Consider the following 22,449-nt stretch of genomic DNA (forward strand, 5'->3'; position numbering starts at 1 on the left):
CGAGCCGTCCGGCGCCCTGGTTCCCACCCGTGATCACACGGTCGCCGACCACCAACTCGAAGCAGACCGCCGCGGTTCGCCCTCCCCTGTATGACACGCCACACCGTAGTCCGCCTCAGGCGATCCACGCCTCGCTGTGTCGATGCCGGTCCAACCCCGCAGCCGTGAACTCATCCTCGCCGCTGCCTGCCACGACGCCCAGCCGCCGCAGCGCTTGAGAGATCGGTGAGCCTGCAGGCGGAATGGCTCGTCCTTCCTCCAAGTGGAGCGGTCCCAGAACGAGGCTGCCCCGGTCCCACACGGCAGCCCGCTGCTCGCCCGCACCGCCGAAGTACTCCGCCTCCACGTAGGCCACCGGCCCATCGGCAGACCAGGCAGCAAGGACCTCGTCGAACCCTCCCGGCAACCGCCAGAACCCCAACACGGCCACACCACTGACATCTGCAACGGAATCGAACAGGGCGTCAGTCATCGGCATCAGCGACAGGCCCTGTCCAATCGACGCCAGCCGCGCCGCCGACAGGTCCCGTGCAGCACTGCGTAGCACCTCTCCCTCAGCGATCACCGCATTCAGGTCATAACCCATCCCTGACCCCCTCCACATCGAAAGCCCCACTGGAGCCTTGGCACGCTAACGCAGCTGTTTCCTACACTTGTAGACGGTCGGGCGCGACAGTTGAGCCTCCTTGACGATGTCGGAGACGGTACGTCGGGAGCAAGGAGGAGGCGATCGTCAAGGTCGTCCTGTCACGGCTGGAGCAGGTCGGCGGCGTAACGCTGGCGGCGGCCGAGGACGCGGACACGCCCGAGGAGACGGTCCTCGCCATACTGACGGTGAAGCTGGAAGTCGCCGTCCGGTTGTGGCAGGACAGCCCGGCTCACGCGGCGGAACTGCTCGCCGCGGCCACGGCCCAGGCGCCCGACCTGGGGACGACCTACACCGACGGCCTGGCCGCCCCCGCGGCCGGGAGGGTCGACCTCGTCTTGGGCTTCTTCGCGTACGCAGTCCCGCGACGACGGTCCGATCGTCCTGTACAGGCTCAGTGCGGGCGGCATGGCCACCTACCAAATCGCCGCCAAGGCACGCCGGGGCACCCTCACCGGCATCGTCGGCATGTCCTTCCTCGACCAGCGCGACCAGCAGGTCCGCGACGAGACCGCCCACGACAAGCTGACCTCACCCCATGACGCTGGGGCCTCCAAGATGTCGGCCCTCGCCCACGACCCGGCCGCCCTCCATACGATGCTGAAGGACCGCACGTCGGCCGGGAACTGGGTCACGGTTCGCTTCCTCGACCGCCACGGCAGTTACGCGCCGGCGTCGAGCCCGAGGACTTCGACGCCTGCCCCGTCCTGCCGACTCAGCCCGCCGAGGACTGCCGGCCCCCCTCCACTGAGCCGGCCCTTCCTGTCCCACATAACCAAGGTCCCCGTCGAGACCGTTCGACGTCATGCCGGCACGACGGAACGTGTCCGTGGGTGAGCTCGCGGACCGCGTAGGCATCACCCCCGCCAACCTTCGAATGCCGGCCACGCGACCTACTGCGCTGGGAAACCGAGGACACCGTCAGTGGATGACCCACGTGACGCCTGCCGGGCAAGGAACTCCTCGAACGCCGCCTTCTGCGTCGGATCCATGAAGCCCTGGCGGACATTGCGCGCCTGCTCCTGAAGCCAGTGCGCCTCGTCCGGATCCAGCAGTTCGGCGACCACTACGCCCTCGCGGGCAACCGCCGTACGCCCACCCACCCGACGACGAAACAGCGTGAACGCGCCGAACTCCACGGGGTGGGCCAGCTCGGCCCTCTGCACCACTGCCCGGCTCTCCTCCCCCACGCCACTCGGCGAGTACGCGGTGGGGGCCCAGTGCTCCCACAGTGCCAGCGTGGCCGCAGGCACCAGCACCACGCGTTCCGGCTCCTCACGCCCCTCCCACACGAATGTCACAGAGACGGGCTCGCCGACCGCCTCCGCCAACCCCAGCACTCTCTCCACCTCGTCATCGACGGGGTAGCCCACCACAACATTGATCTCCATGCCCATGGCGTCCGAGGCTACTGGCCCCTTCACCAGCACCGGCATGACTGACCCGCAAGTCAGTGGCCGCACACCGGAGTTGGCCGAAATGCACCCGCCGGAAAATCGGTCCAGACCATTGACCGTAACGAGTCCCGCCGAGACGCTGTACCGCACCACTGAACGCATGGGCGAACCACGTTCAAGTACATGTCCCTCCATCCCTCCGAAAGGAGCCCCCATGAACACCAGCCGCAGAACAGTGCTGGGCGCAGCCCTGGGCGGCGCGGCCGCCGCCGCTGTCGGAGTTTCCGCAACTCCCGCGAGCGCCGCATCCTGGGTCCTGAAGTGGTCCCCGTCGGCACAGACCGACGGCCTGAACGCCTTCGAGACGATCGAGGACGACCGCGCGGACTCGCACCCGGCCGGTCAGCCGCACATCTACCCGGAAAGCGACCACTGGCGTTTCAACATGCACATGGTGGACCGGGACACCATGACCGACCGTCAGCGTCAGGAGGTCACCGGCCTGCGCACGCCCTCCGGCTACCTGCAGTGGCTGCCGGGCCAGACCTGGCGGGTGACGTACTCGATGTACATCCCGAGCTCGCTGAAGGCCACGACCACCTTCACGCACATCATGCAGATGAAACAGCCCGGCAGCGGCAGTTCGCCGATCGTCGTGCAGTCCCTGCGGCGGGTCGACGGCGCCCAGACCATCGAACTCCAGCTGCCGATCTCCGGGATCCTCATCGGCCGCACCTCCCTGGACCCGCTGCACGACACGTGGACCGACGTCGACTTCCAGATCAAGGTCGGTGACGGTACGTCCGGTTCGGTGCGCTGGATCCTCAAGCAGAGCGGCACCACCCTGATCGACAAGTCGCGCACCGGCGTCGACACCTTCCTGGCCGACCGGGTGCGTCCCAAGTGGGGCATCTACCGCAGCCTCGGCGACACTTCGGGCTCGCTCCGGGACTGCCACCTGCTGCTCAGGAACTTCCGGGGCTACCAACTCGCCTGAGGGCGCGACCGGAACACGCTCGCACTGCGCACTCCAGGGCCCGCATGCCCTTGAAAACCAGGCCGACTCACGCCTGTTGGATGTTAGGAAACTTTCCTAACATGCTCCCTGCATCCCCCGAACCGGCTCCGCTCCTGGCCTTCATCCTCTCCGACGGCACCTGCAACCCGGCCTGGGACGGCTCCCGCCGGCTGACCGGCGGGGACGATCAATCGAAGATCAACGCGATCCGGTCGGCCGGCGGTGACGTCATCGCGTCCATCGGCGGCTGGAGCGGCAACAAGCTCGGCGAGAAGTGCACCAGCGCCTCGGCGCTCGCGGGCGCCTACCAGAAGGTCGTCAACGCGTACGGCCTGAAGGTCATCGACATCGACATCGAGAACACCGAGTGGGCCAGCGCCACGGTCCGCCAACGCGTCGTCGACGCCCTGAAGATCGTCAAGACCAACAACCCCGGCCTCAAGACCATCATCACCTTCGGCACCGCCACCACCGGCCCGGACTCCACCGGCGTCGACATGATCAAGCGCGCGGCCACCTCCGGCCTGGCCAACGACATCTGGTGCATCATGCCGTTCGACTTCGGCGGCGGCACCACCAACATGGGCACGCTGACCACCCAGGCGATGGAAGGCCTCAAGGCCCGCGTCAAGTCCGCTTACGGCTACAGCGACTCGACCGCCTACGCCCACATCGGGCTGTCCTCGATGAACGGCAAGACCGACGACGCCGGGGAGCTCGTCCGCCTCTCCGACTTCCAGACGATGCTCGCCTACGCCCAGCAGCACCACATCGCCCGACTCACCTACTGGTCCGTCAACCGCGACCGACCGTGCACCACCGGCTCCGACGGGGACTCCTGCAGCGGCGTGTCGCAGCAGCAGTACGACTACCTCAAGGTCTTCGTCCGGTACACGGGCTGAGAAGGGCCGCTGCCATCGGTCCGGCGGCGTCGCTCCCGTAGCCAGTGCGGGAAGTATGTTCCGGACCTGAGCTGGGAATGGCGAGTTCGGCCTCGGCCGATGTTCCTCATGGCGCCGCCCGGATCCCCAGGACCCGGGCGGCGTCGTGCGGTCGGCGTGGGTGTCAGGGAGTCAGCTGCCAGCGGGCGATGTAGCCGACGTCGATGGCTGCCCAGTCCTGCACGCGCAGGGTCCAGGTGCCGTTGATCGGTTGCGCGGAGGCGTCGACGGTGAAGGTCTGGTCGACGTTGTCGGCGGAGCCGCCGCTGCGGTTGAGGAGGGAGTAGACGGTGCCGTTGGGGCCGACGAGGTCGACGGTGAGGTCACCGCGGTAGTGTGGACGATGTTGACGTAGACCGAGGTGGTCGTGGAGGCGTTGCCGTCGCGGCCGGTGATGGTCAGTGGTGACTCCACGGCGGGCCCAACGTCGGGGATGTCGACGCGGGTGTTGCTGGCGTAGACGTAGCCGATCTTCCAGGTGAAGGTGTCCGTGGCGGTCGCCCCGGTGCTGTCGGTCACGGTGATCGTGACGTGACTGGTGCCGACGGTCGTCGGGGTGCCGCTGATCAGACCGGTCGGGCTGATGCTCAGGCCGTCGGGCAGTCCGGTGGCCTCGTAGGTCAAGGCGGCGCCGGTGTTGGTGGTGTAGGCGTCGAGTTGGAGGCTGACGCTCTGGTTGATGCCGCTGATCTGGTCGGCGGTCGGGGTGAGGTTGACGCCGAGGGCGATGCGGTGGCCCACGTTGATCGCGGCCAATCAAGCCGGTCTCCCGTGCAGTCGGCACGCCCCCCGACCGTGGCCGCTCCCCCGCCCGCTCCTTCCTCCAGGCGCGCAGCTTACGGCTCACGGCTCACGGCTCGGACAGGTTACGTCAGCGGCATGACCCTGTAACAGTCCTGACGGAGGCTCATAACGACGCACCTCCGGTCTCCTCAGCAACTCGCCCCCCACGTGACCGGGTTGACCGAACAACCGCTCCCCGGACGGCGCGAGCCCCCAGGGGTTCGGATGAGGAGGAACTGATGGCCGCAGAGCAATCCCCCGCCTCCCGCCGCAACTTCCTGAGATCCGTCGGCGCCGCGGGCGGTGCCGGAGTGATGTACTCGGCGCTGGGCGCACTCGGACTCGCCCCGGTGCCCGACGTGCTGGCGGACCAGTACCGCCCGCCCCAGCGGAGCGACTTCGCGCTCACGGGACGCGCCGGCAAGAAGGTGCTCGTGCTGGGCGGCGGCATAGCCGGCCTGGCGACGGCCTACGAACTGGACAAGGCCGGTTACGACTGCCGGATCCTGGAGGCGAACGACCGTCCCGGAGGCCGCAACTGGACGGTCCGCGGCGGCACGAAACTGACCGACCTCGACGGGCGTACGCAGACGGCATCGTTCACCAAGGGCCAGTACATGAACGCGGGCCCGGCCCGGCTGCCGCAGTCCCACGTCACCCTCGAGTACTGCCGCGAACTCGGCGTCGAACTCCAGGTGTTCACCAACCAGAACGCCAACGCGTACATCTACCACGAGAGCAGTGCCGCCCTCGCCGGCAAGCCCATACGCTGGCGTACGGCGAAGGCCGACGTCTACGGTTACATCTCCGAACTGCTCGCCAAGGCCACCGACCAGGGCGCCCTCGACGCACAGCTCACCGCGCTGGACAAGGAGCGGCTGATCGCCTTCCTGCAGAGCTTCGGCGCCATCAAAGGCAAGGCCGACGGCTACGCCTACACCGGCAGTGACCGGCGAGGCTACTCCGTCGAACCGGGCGCGGCCTTCGAGGACGGCACGGTCCTGGGCCCGGTGCCGTCGTTGTCGGACGTCGTCGCCAGCGGCATAGGGCAGCGCTTCGCCTTCGAACTCGGCTACGACCAGGCCATGCTGATGTTCCAGCCGGTGGGCGGCATGGACGCGATCCCGTACGCCCTGGCCAAGGCGGTCGGCCAGCACCGCATCAGCTATGGCGCCACGGTGCTGGAGGTCAAGGATCTGCCGGACGGTGCCGAGGTCACGTACCAGGACTCCGGCGGCCGTACCCGCACCCAGCGCGCCGACTTCGTCGTCGCGGCCATGCCGCCGATGGTCATGGCCCGCCTCAAGCACAATCTGGGGGCCGACATCACCGCCGCGCTGAAGTACGCCGTCCCGACGCCGGTCGGAAAGGTCGGGCTCGAGTACCGCAGCCGCTGGTGGGAGACGGACGAGCACATCTACGGTGGCATCACGCCGACCGACACGGACCTGGCTACCATCTGGTACCCCTCGTACGGCTACCAGGACCGCCGCGGCACACTCATCGGCTACTACAACTTCGGTGCCAACGCCGTCGCGTACAGCGATCTGCCGCATGCCCAGCGCGTCGCGCGGGCGGTGAGCCGGGGTGTGAAGATCCACGGTGACAAGTACCGCACCGAACTCGATCACTCCTTCAGCGTGGCCTGGCATCGCACGCCTCACATCGAGGCCGGCTGGGTGGGCTGGCCCTCGCAGACCGGTCCGGAGTACAAGCTGCTCAACCAGCCGGCCGGGCACGTCTACTTCGCCGGCGACTGGCTCAGCCATGTCATCGCCTGGCAGCACGGCGCGTTCAGTTCGGCCCGCAAGGTCGTGACCGACATCCACACAAGGGTGATGGCCGCATGAAGCGATGTCGGAGGTGGTCATCGGTACGGCGTCATGCTGCCCTGGGGCCAGTCAAACGTAACCGCCCTGAGCGGAGGCCGCGCGAATTCACATGACAGGTGCGAGCCAGCTTCGCGATCATTGGCCGATGACCACGAGACCGGACCTTCTCACTCTGAGCGTCGTGTGCCCTCCACCCGACGAGGGCGTCGTGGAGGTCCGCCCGATCGTCAATGGTCGGGATCTTCTGGCCGAGGTGGTCTCCGGTGGCGTGGGAGGCTCCCGGTATCTGGGTGTAGGCCCCAGGGATCTGCTGGGCCAGGCCGGGCCGTTGCATGCCACGGCGACGCCCCACGAGGTTCGTCTGGCTTGGTCCGGGTGCGGCGTCGAGGAGTGCTGTGGCGCGCTGTACATGACGGTCACGCGTAACGGGGATCATGTTGTCTGGTCGGGCTGGCGCGACCTGGCCAATCAGGACTTCGACCTGCCGGAGCTTCGGTTCGCCGCAGGTCTGTACGAGGCCGAGGTCCTGCGAGCCGGAGAGGACCGCAGTTGGGAGTGGCCGGCAGGAGCGGTTGCGCGGCTGCTTGAGGCGGGGCTGACGGGATGCGGGGACTGGCTCGTCAGGTGGGACTGCGAGTTGGAAGGCGTCTGGGCTTCCCGCAAGGAACCCGATCGAATCCACGTCGTCCTGAGGCATCCCCGTAACCGGGCCGATGCCGATCTGCCCTGGCTCCAGTTCGGGATGACCCTCCCCATCTCCGCGGACGCCCCATCGGTCCAAGCCGAGCGCCTCGAAGCGCGGCTGACGGCAGGCGATCCCCGTGCCACCGCCGAGGTCTGGGGAGGTTCGCATGATGCCGAGCAACTGGGCTACCCATGGCCGCCGGTCGACCCGCTGCACACGTAACGGCAGGGAGAGGCGGGGTTGGGCCTTCCCCTACCGTTGGCCATCCACTCGCAACCCCCATCCCCATCGGCAAGCGTGACCGTGCGGGTGGGGAGTCACGTGATGCTGATCATGTGGCCTCTCGACGGACACCTCATGCACGCCATCGCCGACAACGCCCTGATGGGAACGTGGCCCTGCCCCGTTTCGGCCGACCGGCTGGGGCAAATCGACGAGGCACGGACGGCGACGTCCCCGCTGCCCCCTCCGCCCCTGCCTGTTGGTGGTATCCGGGCCCAGCGCAAGGTCCACGCGAGCGGCCGCTTCGTGATCAACGGCGAGTTCATCGAGCTCGGCCCGCGACATGCGGGAAAGAAAGATCGTCAACGTCCTCATCGAGGACACCCACTACCGGATCCTGCACGGCGAGGACGAACTCGAGAGACTCACTACCTTGACGGGGCGCCCTACGGCGGTCCGCGCTGTGGCTTGCAGCCCGGATGGGAGCACACTCGCCAGTGCCGCTGGCGATGAGGTGATCCTCTGGACCACCCAGCCCTGACATGGATCCGCGCCGATCAGCCCTGGGGATCAGCCCGCATGCGGGACGTCGACGATGTTGCCATCCTCGTCGACCGTGTGGGTCTGCCAGTACACGTCCCACTTGTCGTCGACCTCCTGCGGAACCTTTCCCTGCGGGTATCTCACGAATCCCGTAGGCGGCTCTGCCTTGTCCGAGACGCAGGCGGAGCCCGTGCCGCCCACGGACAGGACGGGGTACTCGCCGCTGCTGCAAATGTCCTCCTTGTACTCGAAACCGGCACATCCGGTGAGTGCCACGACGGCGGCCGCGCTCGCGAGAGCGGCCGCGACGAGGCGGACCCTTCCGGGCGACACAACGGTGGCGGGGCGGCTCGTCCTGCGGAGCGTGCTCATGATTCTCTCCAGGCGTTCGATGTGCCCCCACTCTCGCCTCCGGACGGACGCCGTGGCGTGAGTACGCGTACTCAGAAGGCGCCCGCAGGGGTGCTCAACATGCCTGTATCCCTGGGCAGTTCGGCGATCCGGGTGCTGTCCGCCAGCCGCCGCATGCAGCGGAGGGTCCCGGTCGAGCCGGTGAGCCGGCAGCGTGCGCGGAACAGCGCAGAGGCAGGAGGATGATGGGTAAGGCCGAAGGCACCTCAGGTCCGTTCCGCGGCAGGACGGGCCCCAGGCGCGGCGTCCTGATGCGGGGCACCGGGCGGTGCAGGCCGGTCAGGGACTGGTCGGATAGGAACAGCACTTCCACCACCGCCCCGCTTCCGCCATGGCCGGCGCCGTCTCCGCGACCCGACCGTCATTGCCGTCGCCAGGTGCGAGCATGGCCAAAGGCAGGTGCGGCAGGTCGTGGAGGGCGTCGGTGCCGGTGCCGATCAGCAGCGGTCCAGTCGGCGGACAGGACCGCGCCCTGGCAGAAGAGGCCCAGCGCGGACGCTGCAGGACATCAGCCCAGTTCCTCACGGCCCAAACCGCCTTCAAGCGTGGGGGGTTCGCTGGTGTGGGGCGGCGACGGGTCCCGTTACGGCTGGTCGCGCAGTTCCCGGCGCCCCTGACTCGGCGTTGCTCCCGCCGCCTGCGAAGAGAAGCCTACGCGCAGCTGCAACGGTGCCATGCCGTGCCAGCGGCGGACAGCCCGGCGCAGGGCGCGTTCGTCGGAGAAGCCCGCTTGGCGGGCCACCTCGCGGAGGGTGAGGTGAGGGCGGTGCAGGAGCAGTTCGACGCGCTCACGGCGGACGCCCTCGACGATCGCCTCGTAGGAGGTGCCGCAGTCGGCCAGGCGGCGGCGCAGCGTCCGCTCGCTCGACGCGTGTCTGCGGGCCTGCTCGGAGAAGGAGGGGACGACCGGGAGGCTCTGTGCGACGGAGATCTCCAGGATCTCCAGCAGGTCCTGCTGGCGACGGCGGGAGGCCATCTGCCCTTCGAGGAGTTCGAGCGTCGAGGCGTAGGTGACCGGATCACGGCCCGGCATGGGCCGGTTGATCCATGCCTGCGGTACCACGAGCCGGTTGTGGGAGGCGCCGAAGTACAGGGGGCAGCGGAAGAGGTCGCGGAAGGGCTGGACGTCACGCGGGGTGGCGAAGGCGAAGTGGACCTCCTGGGGTGCGAGGCCGGCGTCGGCGGCGAGGCGGCCCAGGGTGACGACGCTCGAGAACGCCTCCTCGACAAGGAAGACGGCGACGTCCGGGTCGATCATCGGGTCCGGGAGGTCGGCTCGGACCACGTAGTCGGAGCCCTCCCGGCCCGCCGACCAGACCGTCATCGCCCCGGACACGTTCTGGAAGCGCACCCCCGCGTCGATGGCGACCTGGAGGGTGTCGCTGGCGAGCATGGCGAAGCCCACCAGCCCCCAGGCGGTGAGGTGCTGCGCGGCTCCGACCCGCAGGCCCAGGTTCTCGTCCCCGGTGAGTTCGGCAGCGCGCCGGATGACGGCACTGCCCTGGCGGTACGAGACGCGCAGGGCCGCCGAGCGCATCAGGGTCTCGGTGAGACCGACCTGGTCCAGCTCCGGCTGCAGGTCGACTCCGTACTCCTCGGTGATCTGGCGCAGGTAGCGCAGGATGTTCGGGGAGATCGTCGCCGACGTGCTGCGGGTGGTGCCGTTCTCCGGACGGGGTGCCTCGGTCATGGTTTCTCTCCAGGGCCGTAATCGCGACCACTTTAGGCATCCGCGTCCGGCTTCGGCCGCGCTAGCGGGTACGGATCCAGACGGTCTTCTCCCTGGTCCACTGCGCGAAGGCGTCCGTGGACCGCTCCGCCCCACCGAATCCGGACTGTTTCCAGCCACCGAAGGGGGCGGTGACGTCGCCCTCGCTGTAGGAGTTGACGGAGACCACTCCGGCCTGGATGCCGCGGGCGAGGCGGAAGGCGGTGTCGAGGTCGTGGGTCCACAGGGAGGCGGCAAGGCCGTAAGGGGTGGCGTTCGCCGTCCGGATCGCCTCCTGCTCGGAGGCGAAGGTCTGGACGGTGACCACGGGGCCGAACAGTTCCTCGGTGAGGACCCGGCTGCCGTCGGGGGCGCCGACGACGACGGTGGGCGGGTAGTAGGCCCCGTGCGGGTGCAGGCCCGCCGGCAACCCGGCGGTGTGGGCCACGGCTCCGGTGGCGACCGCCTCGTCCACGGCGCGGGCGACCCGGTCTCGCGCCGCAGCGCTGATCAGCGGCCCCGTACGGGTGTCCGGCTTGGCCGGGTCGCCGATGACCAGGGCCCCGGCGGCGGCCGTGAACCGTGCGACGACCTGGGCGGCGATGTCCTCGTGGACCAGGATCCGGGAGCCGGCCGTGCAGTTCTGGCCCATCGTCAGGAACGCGGCCTCGATCATGTCGTCGATCAGGTCGACACCGAAGCCGAGCGCGTCCGGCATCAGCACCTGGGGGCTCTTGCCGCCCATCTCCAGGGAGACCCGCTTGAAGTTGGTCTCCGCGGCGTCGGCCAGGATCCGCCGTCCGGTCGCCGTCGAGCCGGTGAACGACAGCGCGCCGATCCCGGGGTGGCGGGCGAGCGCCCGGCCCGCTTCCGCGCCGTAGCCGGGCAGCACGGCGAGGGTGCCGTCCGGCAGTCCTGCCTCCGCCGCCAGCCGGGCCACGTGGAGGGCCGAGCGCGGGGTCGCCTCGGCGGGCTTGAGCAGCAGGCTGTTGCCCGCGGCGAGGGCGGGCCCGATCTTCCAGGCGGCCATGGCGAGCGGGTAGTTCCAGGGCAGGACGGCGGCGACCGCTCCGACGGGCTCCCGGCTCATCAGACCCAGGTGGTCGTGGCCGGTGGGGGCGGTGCGGCCGAAGACCTTGTCGGCCGCCTCCGCGAACCAGCGGATCGACTCGATCGCGCCCGGCACATCGCCGGTACGGCACTCCGTGATGGGTTTGCCCGCGTCCTCGCAGTCCAGGCGTGCCAGGATCTCGGCGTCGCGTTCCATCAGTTCGGCGAGGCGCAGCAGGACCGCGGCCCGCTCCCGGGGCGGCCGGGCCGCCCACACCCCGCTGTCGAAGACTTGGTGCGCCCGGTCCACGGCCGTGTCCACCTCGGCCGCGGTGGCGGCGGGCAGGGTGTCGAGGATCTCCCCGGTGGCCGGGTTGATGACGGTGAGCAGGCGGTCGTCCGTGTGCGTGGTCACGGTCATGCCTCCTGCACCAGTTCCCAGCGGCCGTCGACCTGCCGGGCCAGTCCTCTGCGCCGCAGATCCTCCAGGTACCGGGCCAGGCCACGCTCGCCGCGTTTACGGAAGAGCGGCAGAAGCCGTGGCAGAAGGTTCGGCACCAGCATGGAGAAGCGCACCAGGAGCGATTCGCCGACGCGTGGATACGCCTCCAGCCGCGGCCGGTCGAGCAGGCTCACCACCGCGGCGACGACGTCGGACGGCTGCTGCGGCGGGTCCTGGAACTGCAGGGAGTTGCCGCCGTCCACGGCCTCCCGGCGCAGCATCGGGGTGTCGGTGGCCGACGGCAGCACCGAGCCGACGCGAATGCCCTTGGCGCCCAGGTCGAGGGCGATGGACAGCATCGCGCCGCGCAGCCCGAACTTCGACGCCGCGTAGATCGGAGTCTCCCCCTGGGGGAAGATGCCGGCGAGGGACACCGTGGTGACGACACGGGGATCGGTGGAGGCCCTCAGCAGGGGAACGGCCAGCCGGGTGGCCACCAGCGGGGAGATCATGTTGAGGTCGATCTCCCGCTCGATGGTCTCCACCGGGCGCACGTCGAACCGCTCGGTGCTGGTCATACCGACGTTGTTGACCAGCACATCGAGGCGGCCGAAGGCGGCGCCGACCTGTTCGAAGAGGTCCGCGACCCCGGCCCGGTCCAGCAGGTCGCAGCCCAGACCCAGGTGACCGGCGCCGGGCAGGGTGTCCGCGACCCGCCGCGCGCGCTCACCATCGATGTCGACGACGACGCACACCGCGCCGCCGTCCGCGAACCGCCGGCACAGCGCGCTGCCGATGCCACCCGCGCCACCGGTCACCAGCATCACCTTGCCCATGTAGTCGTAGCCGCTCATGCCACCGTCTCCTTGCCGAAGACGGCCCGCATGGCCGGCGGGCGGCCCTCGGTGGGCCAGCCCATGACGGCCGCGACCTTGGTGACGTACTTGGTGTACGCGGCGCTGTCGACGTAGCCGGTGTGGCGCGGGGAGTCCACGAACCGCAGACCGCCGGTCAGGTCCGGGCGGTCGCCGCGGATCATGTGGGCGAACCGCGCGGCGTTCGGCAGGGCCTGGCGGGTGTCGTGGATGAAACCGGCGATCAACTGGGCCTGGGCGTCGAAGAGTTGGTAGGCGCCGGAGTTAGTCTCGATGAAGCCGACGCCGAACAGCCCCTCGTGCTCGCGGGAGAACGACGACAGGTACAGGTCGGGGTGCTGCTCGTCGCCGAAGTAGGCCTGCGCGACGGGCACTTTGTGCACATAGCCGGTGGCCAGCAGGATCAGGTCGAAGTCGTCGCTGCTGCCGTCGGTGAAGTGGACGGTGCGGCCCTCGGCGCGCACGATGCCGGGCCGCGCGGTGATGTCGCCGTGCTGCAGGTGGTGCAGGAGCATCGAGTTGACCGTGGGGTGGGTCTCGAAGAGCTTGTGGTCCGGCTTCTGCAGGCCGAGGCGGGTCGGGTCGCCGTTGATGATCCGCAGGAGCGCGCCGAACAGCCTCTGCTCCAGCCACTTCGGCATCCGGGGACCGACGCCTTCCAGGGTGTCCACGGGCCTGCCGAACAGGTGCTTGGGGATGAACCAGTAACCGCGGCGCATGCTGATCTCCGCGTGGCCGGCGGCACGGGCCGCGTCGCAGGCGATGTCGCAGCCGGAGTTGCCCGCGCCGACCACCAGGACCCGCTTGCCGCGCAGTTCGTCGCTGCTGCGGTAGCCGACCGTGTGCCGGATCTCGCCGCTGAAGTCACCAGGGATCTCGGGGATGTTGGGGTGCCACTGCGAGCCGGTGCAGACCACCACCTGCGCGTGCCTGCTGGTGCGCCCGTCGGCACGGGTGACCGTCCAGGTGCCGTCCGCGTTCTTCGCCACGTCGCGCACCGCGGTGCCGAACTCGATGCGTTCCGACAGCCCGTACGCGTCGGCGAACGACGTCAGATACGACAGGATCTGCCGCTGCGACGGGTAGTCGGCGAAGTGGTCGGGCATCGGCCAGCCGCCGAAGCCCGAGAGGGTCTTGCTGGAGATGAAATGGGCCGACTCATACATCGGGCTGCCCGGGTTGTCGATGTCCCACAGGCCGCCCGGACCGGTGTGCCGCTCGATGTGCGTGTAGGGAAGCCGTCGCTCACCGAGCGCCCGTGCCACTGCCAGCCCAGCGGGACCGGCACCGATCACACACGTGTCGAATTCGGACTCCTTCACGAGTCCACCTCCTCTCGTCGCCACGTTCGGCGTGAGAGGAACTTAGGCAGCACGCAAGCACCGGCGGACTGGCCCGTGCGGCCACAAAGGGGGCCGCAGCGGCCAACCCACTGACCGCCCCGGCGCGCCACAGACCGATACCCCTGCCGGCCGGCCGACGGCGAACCCGCCCGTGAGACACCCCCCGCCCGTCCGTTTTCCGAGGCCCGGACCGAGGAACCGACGGCCCGGGCAACGGGGAGCCAACCGCCCACTGGCCGAGAGCGAGAGGCACAGGGTCAGCGTCCGAGGGCGCGCGGCCGGAAACGGACGACTGGGGGCCGGGAGCCGACAGCCCGGCGACCGCCGGCTCCTCGGCACCAGCCGCCGTGGGCTCTTGCCCCCGAAGTCATCGGCTACCGGCCCCAGGCCGTCCGCCGCTGGCCGCCAAGGTCCCCCGTGTGGCCGTCGGTGTCCTCCGGCCGGTCGGTCCGCATTTCTACGGTTGCTCCCATGCGCGCACGCCGGCCCGTCCACGGTCCGTGACAGGAGGAGGGTCCCCCATGACCGCATCCGTCGGAGCGACGGCTCCGCCCCGGCCCGCGAGCGCCGGCTCGCTCGCGCGAGCCCGTCGGGTCACGGCCACCGTGTTCGCCGCCCAAGGCCTGGCCGTGGCCGCCGTGTCCACCACCGTGCCCGCCGTGGAGAGCCGTCTGGGACTGTCGTCCCTGGCGATGACCGCCCTCACGATCGCCCTGACCCTGGCTGCCGGCGCTGGCAGCTTCGCGGGTCTGGCCGCCGTACGTCGCTCGGGTCCCGTCGCCGTCATGCGCGCGGCGGTGCTGACCGCGGCCGCGGCCCTGCTGTCCGTGGCGTGGGCACCCGGCCGGACCGCCGCCTCGGCGGCGTACGTCCTCTTCGGGCTGGCGCTGGGCGCCATCGACGTGTCCGTCAACACCCGCGCGGCCACCGTCGAACGCCACTACGGGCGCAGCATCCTCTCCTCCTTCTACGCCGCATGGAGCGCCGCGGGCGTGGCAGCCGCGCTGCTGACGGCGGGCCTCTCCCGCCTGGGCTGGCCCGTCCAGTACGTCCTGACCGCGCAGGCCGCACTCGTGGCCCTCCTGGCGCTGACCGTCCGGCCCCACGCCCTCGCGCCCGTGCCCTCCTCGTCCAGCGACCGACCGGAGCCGGACGACGAGATCCCGGGGCGGCGGGTGTGGGCGCGGCTCATCCCCTTCGGTGTCGTTCTCCTCGTCGCCTACGTCGTCGACTCCACGGTCTCGGCCTGGTCGACGGCCTACCTCCACCAGACGCTCGCCGCGTCCCTGGCCGCCGCGCCGCTCGCGTACGCGGCCTACCAGGCGGGCACGGTGACCGGCCGGGCGGGCGCCGACCTCATGGTGCGCCGGGTCGGGCCGGTGACGGTGGTCCGCGCCGCGGCCCTGCTCGCGGCCATCGCCCTGGCCTGTCTGGCGGTGGCCCCGAGCTGGCCGTACGCGGTCGTCGCGGCAGGCTTCGCGGGCCTCGGAGTCGCCGCCCTGACGCCGTTGTGCGTCGCCGCGGCCGGCCGGCTGCGACCCGGTGCCCCCGAGACAGTGCTGGCCCGGCTCAACGTCTTCAACTACGTCGGCGTGCTCGTCGGAGCCGGCGCGAGCGGAGGTCTGGGGGCTACGGGCCACTTCCGCATCGCCTACGCGATACCCGCCGCCCTCGCCGTGGCCCTGGTGACCACGGCGCGCTTCTTCCGCCCGACGGCACCCTGGCCGCCGCATGCGTGGACAACCCGCCGCCCGGGCTCGGCCCACGTCCTGCCCATGGCCGAGGACAGGGGTCGTAGGCCCTGACCGCGATCTCCCACCCGCCCGGCCATCCCCCGGACGCTCCGCGCCTTGACCCCGGGTCTGTCGATCGACCGTGTGGTGATCGTCGTGCAAGCCGCGGGTGCCGCGGATCCGGCGGACGACTTCGAGGACCGCGGAGCAGATCGAGTACGTCACCGGGCCGCTGCCCCAGCAGGTGTTCTCCGCGTGGCGCAAGGTCTTCCGGCTCTCGTTGCCGAACAAGAAGCCCGAGGTCACAACGCCGGACCGCGAGCAGGAACTCGTCGCAGCCTGAACCCGGTATCGGTTGAGATCTCTCGGCCGTACCGGCGACACCGCCGGGATCGGCGAGATCCGCCACGGACGATGGGCGGCAGCAGCGTCAGCGCGCGGCCGGCGGTGCAGCCGGCCTCCCATCTCGGGGCCTCTCCTGCGACGTCTTTCGGACCCGCGCCGACGCGGTTGGCCGTTGTCCTCCCCTGTCAACGCCGGTTCGCCCCCGGGATGACCTGGGCCCTGATCGGCACCTAGTGCGGACAGGCGCCCAGGGAGGTTGCTGCTGACCGCCAAGCTGGGCCTTCGTCGGGAGCATATGTTGGATGCGCTTTCCGCGAACATCGCCGGCTCTGTGACGGCCGCTGGAATCCTGGCGACAGCGACCTACGGAGGGATCAACATGATCGTGGAATACATCCGCTACCGCATCGCCGAATCCGAACGTCAAGTCGACTTCGAGAAGGCCTACGCGGCTGCCGCCGAGCAGCTGGACCTCGCCCCGCAGTGCCTCGGATACGAGCTCTCCCACGGAATCGAGGAACCCGACCGCTACATCCTGCGGATCGAGTGGACCTCCGTCGAGGACCATGAGCAGGGCTTCCGCGGCGGCCCGTACTTCCCGGCGTTCCTCGCCGCGATCCGCCCCTACATCGGCGACATCGAGGAGATGAAGCACTACACGAGGACGTCCGTGGTATCCGCCGGCGGAGGGGAAGCATGACCGAGCGCGCCGAGAGCCTGTACGACGCCATAGGCGGCATCGACACACTCCGCCGACTCAGCGACACCTTCTACGACGGCGTCCTGGCGGACCCACTGCTCTCCCCGGTCTTCGCGAACTTCGCCCGGACGCACGTCGAGCATGTCGCCGTCTGGCTCGCCGAGATCTTCGGCGGTCCCGCGCGCTTCACCGCCGAACTCGGCGGTCACCAAGCCTTGCTGCGCAGCCATCTCGGCCTGTCGATCACTGAGGAACAGCGAACCCGCTGGATGGAACTGATGGCCGCCGCCGTCGACAAGGAGCTCCCGGAGGATGAGCGGCTACGTCGCCAAGTCCTGGAGTACTTCGACTGGGGAACCCGGATCGCCCGCGACGTCTCGGCCGGGCCGGTCGGCGAGGACCTCGGCGACCCAGGGCCGACGCCGCGCTGGGGTTGGGACGGGCTGATGTGAGCCACGCCGGGGCAAGCCCTGTGGGCGGCTCCGGTCAGATGCGCTGAGATGCGCTGGTAATGAAAACCCCCTCGCTGAAACCGCCGTGGCGGGGACGTCGCTGTGGCTCGGGCGCTGCACCTGGCGGGATATGAGTGGTGCAGCAGCCCCAGCCGCACGGCACGGCCCTCGGCTCGGCGGGACGCGGCGGGCGTGACCCGGTCTCTTATTGACGCATGGCTGCCGCTCTGAAGGGTGCGGTCTTGTGGTCATGACGCGAGGGCGAGGTTGTGCATGCGAGCGACGGCCTGGACCGCGTGGTGGAGCCCCCTTCGCCACGCTGCGGACAGTCGCGGAGGGGCTTGTTGTTCTTCATCCGGCCGATCACATGCTCCACCCGCGCACGCACCTTGCGGTGGGGCAGCGTTGTCGTCCTCCTCGGCCGGCGGAGACCAGCGAGGTGACCGGTTCCGTCCGAGCACAGCGCCGCGTCGGTGAGCTCGAAGAGGGCATCCGCCCAAGCCAAGGCGAGGGGCCCCGCGCCGCTGTGGCACAGACCCCCTCGCGCGACGCCGTCACAGGGCGATCAGCTGCCAGTCCTGGTTGGACCCGCCGGTGGAGGGCCACTGAATGATCTGGGCGCCGTCCGCGGTGGAGGCGTCCTTGACGTCGGCGCACCATCCGTTGCGGACGTTGACGAGCTGGTAGTAGCCGCTGGTCTGAGAGGGGACCAGCTTCCACCACTGGTTGTCGCCGCCGTCGTCGCTCCACTGGTCGAGGGACGAGCCCTGGGTGGAACTCCCCGGGCTGTCCAGGACCTTGCCGCTGCGGACATTGGCCAGCCGGTAGGAGCCGTCGGCATTCGGCAGCAGCTTCCACTGCTGGTTGGTGCCGCCCGTCCAGGGCCACTGGATGGTGGAGGCACCGTCGGCGGACGAGGCGCCGCTGACGTCCAGCACCTTGCCGCTCTTGCGGTTCACCAGCTGGAAGGTGCCGAGATCGGCGGTGAAGGGCCGGTCGTAGAGCTCCAGGTTGCGGATGGACGCCCAGGTTCCGGAAGGGAGCCCGGTGACTGTCACCCGTATATAGCGGGCCTGGGCCCGGAAGACGGAGACCTGTACCTGGTTGGTGCTGGTGGTGGCGGTCAGATCGGCGAGGGTCGTCCAGGTGCCGTTGTCGGTGGAACCCTCGATCTTGTAGCGGTAGTTGGTGGCGTCGGACTCCCAGGCGATGCGGGTGCCGGTGAGGGACCGGGTGGATCCCAGGTCCACCTTGAGCCACTGGCCGGTGCTGCCGCTGCTCGCGCACCAGCGAGTGGCGGTGGAGCCATCCACGGCCTTCGCCGCGGTGTTTCCCTTGGTGGTCTCCTCGCTGCTGGCGGTGGCCGTCTTGCCGGCGGCGATGTCGGCGGGCTGCACGGAGCGGTCCAGTGTGACGCCGACGACGCTGTCCTCGGGATGGGTGGTGCGGTCGATGCCCGAGACGGCGACCCGGCCGTCGCTGCCGACGGAGTACGACAGGCTGGCGCCGGAGCGTACGTCGACGACGCGGGTGACCTGGGCGTCGCCGATGGAGGGGGTGGTGAAGGTGGTGCCGCTGTAGCCGGGCAGCAGGTGGACGTAGATGGTGTTGTCCTTGTAGGTGAACCCGTACTGGCCGTCGACGGGGTTCCACGGGCCGCCCCGGGTGCCGTAGACGGCCTGACCGCAGGCCGTCATGAAGGTTCCGATCTGGCGCAGCAGGCTCGCCTGGCCCGAGGGCACGGTCCCGTGCCGGTCCGGCCCGACGTTGACCATCACGGTGATGTCACGCACCCAGGAGTTGACCAGGATGCTCATGGCCGTGCCGTAGCTCATCACCTTGCCGTCGGAGTTGTAGCCCCAGGTGCTGCCGACGCTGAAGACCTTCTCGACGAGCGTGCCGGTGCGGATCGCGCCGGTGGGCACCGACCCGCCCTCGTCGCTCGCATAGTCGCCGATCCAGCCGGATCGCGAGGTGGCGACGATGTCGGGCTGGTGCTTGCGCACCATACCCATCAGCCCCAGCGGCTTGCCGCCGCTGTCGGTCTCGCCGTAGGCGGAGTCCACCGGCCACTGATTGGCCGTGTCCCGGTACTGGCCCGGCTCCCAGAAGAAGGCGCCGTCGGCGTCGCTGCCCTGCTCCGCGATCCAGCCGCCGTCCCACCACAAGTCGTCGATGGTGCCGTACTGGGTGACGAGTTCCTTGATGGACTGGTACACCTCGGTCTTCATGATCCGCGCGTTCTCCTTGTGCGCGGGATCGGTGGTGTAACCCCAGGGGTTGGTCACGCAGTTGGTGCCGTAGACGTCGTAGTACCCGGGGTATCGCCAGTTGATCGGCGAGTAGTAGAGCCCGACCTTCAGCCCGGCGGCTCTCACTGCTGCCACGTAGTCCTTCACGAAGTCGCGGCTCAGGGGTGCCTGGCCGGAGTTCCAGCTGTTCGGGTGGTTGAGCGGCCATAAGGCGAAGCCGTCATGGTGACGAGTGGTCAGCACCGTGTACTTGGCGCCGAAATCCTTGGCCAGTTGGGCCCAGTCGGCGGGTTTGTAGGCGTCCGCGGTGAACTGCTCGCTTGTGGCGTCGGTGACGTACTTCTTGTAGTTGTCCGGTGTGACGGGGGCGTTGTGCATGTACCACTCGCCCTTGGCCGGGCCCGAGTAGACCCCCCAGTGAATGAACATGCCCAGCTTGGCGTCGTGCAGCCACTGAACCTTGGAGTCCGGCTGTTGCTCGAGACCCATGTCCGCCTTGGGGATGCGCAGCGGGGGGAGGGGAAGCGGTTGGGGGGACGAGGCGGCGTGCGCCGCCGTCGCCAGTGCGGGCGTGACGGCCGCCGCCACGGTCATGGCGGCCATGCCGGCAAGCACTCTTCGCCGAGTGAGCGGGTACGACAAGGCTCTCTCCTGACTGTCCACAGAACAGCACCCGGATGCTGCGGCTCAGCATCCGGGTAGAACAGATCGAATGAATCACTCAAAGGTCGGCAAGACACAGGAGAGCCGCACGGAGGCGTGTGTTTCATCGAGGTGACATCGGATGTATTAACAGTCAACAGCCCACGTCGTGTCCAGAGGTCAGGCGGAATCCGGCTGATTTCGCACGTGGTTGAGTCCGTCAAGGCGCTCACAGCACGAAGACATCGGATATTCAGTCGAGTCAAGGTGTTGACGAAGCCCCCGCTTCCCGCTTACGGTCCAAACGGAGCCGCACATAACTCAACAATTTGCCACCCCCGTTGAGGTGGGTACTGATGCTTCGACGCGCCCTCACCTGTGTGCTGGCCGCTTTCCTGAGCGCAACCGCGCTTCTTGTCACCGGGTCCGCCGCCCAGGCCGCCGCGGTCACCGTCACCAACGCCACACAGTTCACCGACACCAGTGGTGCCGTGGTCCACGCCCACGGCGGCGGGGTGATCAAGGTCGGCTCGTACTACTACTGGTTCGGCGAGAACCGCAACGACGCCCAGGCCCGCGCCGCCGTCGCCGTCTCCGACACCGTCGACGGCGACTACGCCTACAAGGGCAGCTTCCGGCCCCCCACCGGTACCACGTCCCGGGACATGACCCTCTTCGCGGACGCCAACGGCACCGCCTACCAGATCACCTCCTCCGCCGGCAATGCCGACCTGCAGATCTGGAAACTCACCCCCGACTACACCGCCTACGACAGCCTCGCCGCCAACCCCTGGCCCGGCACCTACCGCGAAGCCCCCGCCCTGTTCAAGCGCGGTGGTGTCTACTTCATGCTCACCTCCGGCAACAGCGGCTGGAAGCCCAACCAGCAGAAGTACGCCACCGCCACCGGCATCACCGGGCCGTGGACGGCCATGACCGACGTCGGGGACGACACCGGCTACGGCTCACAGACCACGTTCGTGCTGCCTGTGCAGGGCACTTCGGGCACCTCCTACCTCTACATGGGCGACCGCTGGGGCAATTCGATGGGCGGCACGGTCAACGACTCGCAGTACGTCTGGCTCCCGCTGACCTTCCCGACCCGGACCACCATGGCACTGCCGTGGTACCCGCAGATCTCCCCCGACACCGCGGCCGGCACGGTCACCGGAGTGGGCGGCGGCCCCTACTACAACCTGGTGGCCCGGCAGAGCGGCAAGTGCCTCGACGTCTCCGACAACTCGGCCGCCGACAGCGCAGTCGTCCTGCAGTACACCTGCAACAGCGGCCTCAACCAGCAGTGGCGGCTGAAGGACGCCGGCAGCGGCTACGTCCAGGTACTCGCCCAGCACAGCGGCAAGTGCCTGGACGTCGCGGGCGCCTCCGCCACGGACGGGGCGTTCGTGAACCAGTACCACTGCACCACCGGCACCAACCAGCAGTGGCTGTTCCAGGACCAGGGAGGCGGCTACTACCGGCTCGTCGCCCGGCACAGCGGCAAGTGCCTCGAGGTTGCGAACGCCTCCACGGCCGATGGCGCCCGACTCATCCAGTGGACCTGCGGCAGCGGCGCCAACCAGCAGATCCAGCGACGCGCGGTGTGACGGCCGTCCGGGCCGGCGGACATCGGTGGTCTGCGGTCGGCGGTCTGCTGTGGGAATGGGCGACAACAGTCTTTCGCCGCTGGTGTTGTCCGATGGCGAGCGACGGACGTTGGAGGCCTGCGCGGACGGCGCCGGCAACATTGCGGTTGCCGCGCGGTTGGGCGTCAACCGGGGCACCGACGTATGCCCCCACGCCCCTGAGGAAGGGCCGTCGGCTTCGCCGTCCGCTCTCAGCGGACACCACTCGCTGCCGCCTGCGTCCGCAGGGCCTCCACCAGTCGGGGCTTGATGCCGAGGGCCAGGAACGCCACGCGCCCGGCACCGCGCCGTTCGATCTCGAATCGGTGGAAGGCCAGGAGGAGCGTCAGGTTGGACATCCACTTCAGCTCGGTCACCTCGCTCCATGCCACCGCATGGCGCACTCGGCCGAAGGTGCCGGTGACCACCAGACCGCGGGTGTAGAGGTAGCACCGGCGCAGCCCGAACCTGGCGCTGAGACCGCGCCAGGCCAGCGTGAGACCGAACAGTGCGAGCAGCACGGGTCCCGTCGCGATGACGCCCTTCTGGAATCCCGGCGAGATGACGACCCGACAGACCAGCAAGGCCACGAACAGCCCTGCGAGCAACCGCCGTGCGAGCTGCGCGAGGGCTCCCCACGGCCCTGCGACGGCGTAACTTCCCCGCTCCTCGCCGAGACCGAGTGCCTCCGCGCGATCCCGCACGGAGGTCCGTCGTCCCTGTTCCGAGCCCATGCTGCCCCTCCACAATGTTCAGCGTCCCGAGTCACACGGCAGGACCCGGGCCGGCACCCCTGCATTCACTTCG

The 22,449-nt window shown here is 69.3% G+C and carries 18 protein-coding genes and 3 pseudogenes; 10 read left to right on the top strand and 11 right to left on the bottom strand.

Features of this window, described 5'->3' with window-relative positions; all coding sequences use genetic code 11:
• Positions 1-115 precede the first annotated feature (115 nt).
• Positions 116-586, bottom strand: coding sequence for a hypothetical protein (locus tag ACZ5NW_RS27675; protein WP_468746644.1), 471 nt, complete (start codon positions 584-586; stop codon positions 116-118).
• Between the two features lie 468 nt (positions 587-1,054).
• On the opposite strand from ACZ5NW_RS27675, the gene ACZ5NW_RS27680 reads away from it, so the two are divergent.
• On the top strand, positions 1,055-1,483 hold the full coding sequence (locus ACZ5NW_RS27680; protein ID WP_468746645.1) for a hypothetical protein: 429 nt from the start codon (positions 1,055-1,057) through the stop codon (positions 1,481-1,483).
• Between the two features lie 56 nt (positions 1,484-1,539).
• Here the strand turns inward: ACZ5NW_RS27680 and ACZ5NW_RS27685 are convergent, their stop codons facing one another.
• Positions 1,540-2,043: a hypothetical protein gene (locus tag ACZ5NW_RS27685; RefSeq protein WP_468746646.1), complete on the bottom strand. Its 504-nt coding sequence runs from the start codon at positions 2,041-2,043 to the stop codon at positions 1,540-1,542.
• Positions 2,044-2,257: 214 nt separating this feature from the next.
• On the opposite strand from ACZ5NW_RS27685, the gene ACZ5NW_RS27690 reads away from it, so the two are divergent.
• Positions 2,258-3,040 carry a Tat pathway signal sequence domain protein gene (locus tag ACZ5NW_RS27690; protein ID WP_468746647.1) on the top strand — a complete coding sequence of 261 codons (783 nt, stop codon included), beginning with the start codon at positions 2,258-2,260 and terminating at the stop codon, positions 3,038-3,040.
• Between the two features lie 101 nt (positions 3,041-3,141).
• Complete coding sequence (locus tag ACZ5NW_RS27695; RefSeq protein WP_468746648.1) at positions 3,142-3,963, top strand: chitinase; 822 nt, start codon at positions 3,142-3,144, stop codon at positions 3,961-3,963.
• A 163-nt stretch (positions 3,964-4,126) separates the two neighbouring features.
• Here the strand turns inward: ACZ5NW_RS27695 and ACZ5NW_RS27700 are convergent.
• A pseudogene (locus ACZ5NW_RS27700) lies at positions 4,127-4,755 on the bottom strand (proprotein convertase P-domain-containing protein); the annotation flags it as partial.
• Between the two features lie 269 nt (positions 4,756-5,024).
• Between ACZ5NW_RS27700 and ACZ5NW_RS27705 the strand changes: the two are divergent.
• Together ACZ5NW_RS27705 and ACZ5NW_RS27710 are read left to right on the top strand one after the other, a co-directional pair.
• Positions 5,025-6,635 carry a flavin monoamine oxidase family protein gene (locus ACZ5NW_RS27705; protein WP_468746649.1) on the top strand — a complete coding sequence of 537 codons (1,611 nt, stop codon included), beginning with the start codon at positions 5,025-5,027 and terminating at the stop codon, positions 6,633-6,635.
• Positions 6,636-6,762: 127 nt separating this feature from the next.
• Positions 6,763-7,524: a hypothetical protein gene (locus ACZ5NW_RS27710; RefSeq protein ID WP_468746650.1), complete on the top strand. Its 762-nt coding sequence runs from the start codon at positions 6,763-6,765 to the stop codon at positions 7,522-7,524.
• A 570-nt stretch (positions 7,525-8,094) separates the two neighbouring features.
• Here the strand turns inward: ACZ5NW_RS27710 and ACZ5NW_RS27715 are convergent.
• The 5 genes from ACZ5NW_RS27715 to ACZ5NW_RS27735 all read right to left on the bottom strand — a co-directional run bounded on the left by ACZ5NW_RS27715 (position 8,095) and on the right by ACZ5NW_RS27735 (position 13,875).
• On the bottom strand, positions 8,095-8,439 hold the full coding sequence (locus ACZ5NW_RS27715) for an SCO0607 family lipoprotein (protein WP_468746651.1): 345 nt from the start codon (positions 8,437-8,439) through the stop codon (positions 8,095-8,097).
• 622 nt (positions 8,440-9,061) lie between these two features.
• Positions 9,062-10,168, bottom strand: a complete 1,107-nt coding sequence (locus ACZ5NW_RS27720; RefSeq protein ID WP_468746652.1) for an AraC family transcriptional regulator — start codon at positions 10,166-10,168, stop codon at positions 9,062-9,064.
• Between the two features lie 61 nt (positions 10,169-10,229).
• A complete protein-coding gene (locus tag ACZ5NW_RS27725; protein ID WP_468746653.1) occupies positions 10,230-11,657 on the bottom strand; it encodes an aldehyde dehydrogenase family protein in 1,428 nt (475 codons plus the stop codon).
• A complete protein-coding gene (locus ACZ5NW_RS27730) occupies positions 11,654-12,532 on the bottom strand; it encodes an SDR family NAD(P)-dependent oxidoreductase (RefSeq protein ID WP_468746654.1) in 879 nt (292 codons plus the stop codon). The genes ACZ5NW_RS27725 and ACZ5NW_RS27730 overlap by 4 nt, the downstream gene beginning before the upstream one ends.
• Positions 12,529-13,875, bottom strand: a complete 1,347-nt coding sequence (locus ACZ5NW_RS27735) for a flavin-containing monooxygenase (RefSeq protein ID WP_468746655.1) — start codon at positions 13,873-13,875, stop codon at positions 12,529-12,531. The genes ACZ5NW_RS27730 and ACZ5NW_RS27735 overlap by 4 nt, the downstream gene beginning before the upstream one ends.
• Before the next feature lie 542 nt (positions 13,876-14,417).
• Here ACZ5NW_RS27735 and ACZ5NW_RS27740 point away from each other — a divergent pair.
• The 4 genes and pseudogenes from ACZ5NW_RS27740 to ACZ5NW_RS27755 all read left to right on the top strand — a co-directional run bounded on the left by ACZ5NW_RS27740 (position 14,418) and on the right by ACZ5NW_RS27755 (position 17,126).
• Positions 14,418-15,701: an MFS transporter gene (locus tag ACZ5NW_RS27740; protein ID WP_468746656.1), complete on the top strand. Its 1,284-nt coding sequence runs from the start codon at positions 14,418-14,420 to the stop codon at positions 15,699-15,701.
• A gap of 136 nt (positions 15,702-15,837) precedes the next feature.
• A pseudogene (locus ACZ5NW_RS27745) lies at positions 15,838-15,972 on the top strand (acyl-CoA desaturase); the annotation flags it as partial.
• A gap of 381 nt (positions 15,973-16,353) precedes the next feature.
• Positions 16,354-16,674 (top strand): antibiotic biosynthesis monooxygenase family protein, encoded by a 321-nt coding sequence (locus ACZ5NW_RS27750; protein WP_468746657.1) that lies wholly within the window; start codon positions 16,354-16,356, stop codon positions 16,672-16,674.
• The gene (locus ACZ5NW_RS27755) at positions 16,671-17,126 is read left to right on the top strand and encodes a group II truncated hemoglobin (protein ID WP_468746658.1); all 456 of its coding nucleotides are present in this window, start codon (positions 16,671-16,673) and stop codon (positions 17,124-17,126) included. The genes ACZ5NW_RS27750 and ACZ5NW_RS27755 overlap by 4 nt, the downstream gene beginning before the upstream one ends.
• Before the next feature lie 248 nt (positions 17,127-17,374).
• Here ACZ5NW_RS27755 and ACZ5NW_RS27760 read toward each other — a convergent pair.
• Both ACZ5NW_RS27760 and ACZ5NW_RS27765 read right to left on the bottom strand, forming a co-directional pair.
• Positions 17,375-17,554 (bottom strand): annotated as a pseudogene (locus ACZ5NW_RS27760) (IS5/IS1182 family transposase); the annotation flags it as partial.
• Positions 17,555-17,680: 126 nt separating this feature from the next.
• Positions 17,681-19,981: an alpha-L-fucosidase gene (locus ACZ5NW_RS27765; protein ID WP_468746659.1), complete on the bottom strand. Its 2,301-nt coding sequence runs from the start codon at positions 19,979-19,981 to the stop codon at positions 17,681-17,683.
• 395 nt (positions 19,982-20,376) lie between these two features.
• Between ACZ5NW_RS27765 and ACZ5NW_RS27770 the strand changes: the two genes are divergently transcribed.
• A complete protein-coding gene (locus ACZ5NW_RS27770) occupies positions 20,377-21,624 on the top strand; it encodes an RICIN domain-containing protein (RefSeq protein ID WP_468746660.1) in 1,248 nt (415 codons plus the stop codon).
• Between the two features lie 230 nt (positions 21,625-21,854).
• Here ACZ5NW_RS27770 and ACZ5NW_RS27775 read toward each other — a convergent pair whose 3' ends face one another.
• Entirely contained in the window at positions 21,855-22,376 is a 522-nt protein-coding gene (locus ACZ5NW_RS27775; protein ID WP_468746661.1) for a hypothetical protein, read from the bottom strand.
• Positions 22,377-22,449 lie beyond the last annotated feature (73 nt).

This window comes from Streptomyces sp. NPDC032126 (assembly GCF_055580085.1).

Excerpts from the sequence above, each read along its gene's own strand:
- ACZ5NW_RS27675 (WP_468746644.1), bottom strand. The coding sequence starts at position 586 with ATGGGTTATGACCTGAATGCGGTGATCGCTGAGGGAGAGGTGCTACGC.
- ACZ5NW_RS27680 (WP_468746645.1), top strand. The coding sequence starts at position 1,055 with ATGGCCACCTACCAAATCGCCGCCAAGGCACGCCGGGGCACCCTCACC.
- ACZ5NW_RS27685 (WP_468746646.1), bottom strand. The coding sequence starts at position 2,043 with ATGGGCATGGAGATCAATGTTGTGGTGGGCTACCCCGTCGATGACGAG.
- ACZ5NW_RS27690 (WP_468746647.1), top strand. The coding sequence starts at position 2,258 with ATGAACACCAGCCGCAGAACAGTGCTGGGCGCAGCCCTGGGCGGCGCG.
- ACZ5NW_RS27695 (WP_468746648.1), top strand. The coding sequence starts at position 3,142 with ATGCTCCCTGCATCCCCCGAACCGGCTCCGCTCCTGGCCTTCATCCTC.
- ACZ5NW_RS27705 (WP_468746649.1), top strand. The coding sequence starts at position 5,025 with ATGGCCGCAGAGCAATCCCCCGCCTCCCGCCGCAACTTCCTGAGATCC.
- ACZ5NW_RS27710 (WP_468746650.1), top strand. The coding sequence starts at position 6,763 with ATGACCACGAGACCGGACCTTCTCACTCTGAGCGTCGTGTGCCCTCCA.
- ACZ5NW_RS27715 (WP_468746651.1), bottom strand. The coding sequence starts at position 8,439 with ATGAGCACGCTCCGCAGGACGAGCCGCCCCGCCACCGTTGTGTCGCCC.
- ACZ5NW_RS27720 (WP_468746652.1), bottom strand. The coding sequence starts at position 10,168 with ATGACCGAGGCACCCCGTCCGGAGAACGGCACCACCCGCAGCACGTCG.
- ACZ5NW_RS27725 (WP_468746653.1), bottom strand. The coding sequence starts at position 11,657 with ATGACCGTGACCACGCACACGGACGACCGCCTGCTCACCGTCATCAAC.
- ACZ5NW_RS27730 (WP_468746654.1), bottom strand. The coding sequence starts at position 12,532 with ATGAGCGGCTACGACTACATGGGCAAGGTGATGCTGGTGACCGGTGGC.
- ACZ5NW_RS27740 (WP_468746656.1), top strand. The coding sequence starts at position 14,418 with ATGACCGCATCCGTCGGAGCGACGGCTCCGCCCCGGCCCGCGAGCGCC.
- ACZ5NW_RS27750 (WP_468746657.1), top strand. The coding sequence starts at position 16,354 with ATGATCGTGGAATACATCCGCTACCGCATCGCCGAATCCGAACGTCAA.
- ACZ5NW_RS27755 (WP_468746658.1), top strand. The coding sequence starts at position 16,671 with ATGACCGAGCGCGCCGAGAGCCTGTACGACGCCATAGGCGGCATCGAC.
- ACZ5NW_RS27765 (WP_468746659.1), bottom strand. The coding sequence starts at position 19,981 with ATGGCCGCCATGACCGTGGCGGCGGCCGTCACGCCCGCACTGGCGACG.
- ACZ5NW_RS27770 (WP_468746660.1), top strand. The coding sequence starts at position 20,377 with ATGCTTCGACGCGCCCTCACCTGTGTGCTGGCCGCTTTCCTGAGCGCA.
- ACZ5NW_RS27775 (WP_468746661.1), bottom strand. The coding sequence starts at position 22,376 with ATGGGCTCGGAACAGGGACGACGGACCTCCGTGCGGGATCGCGCGGAG.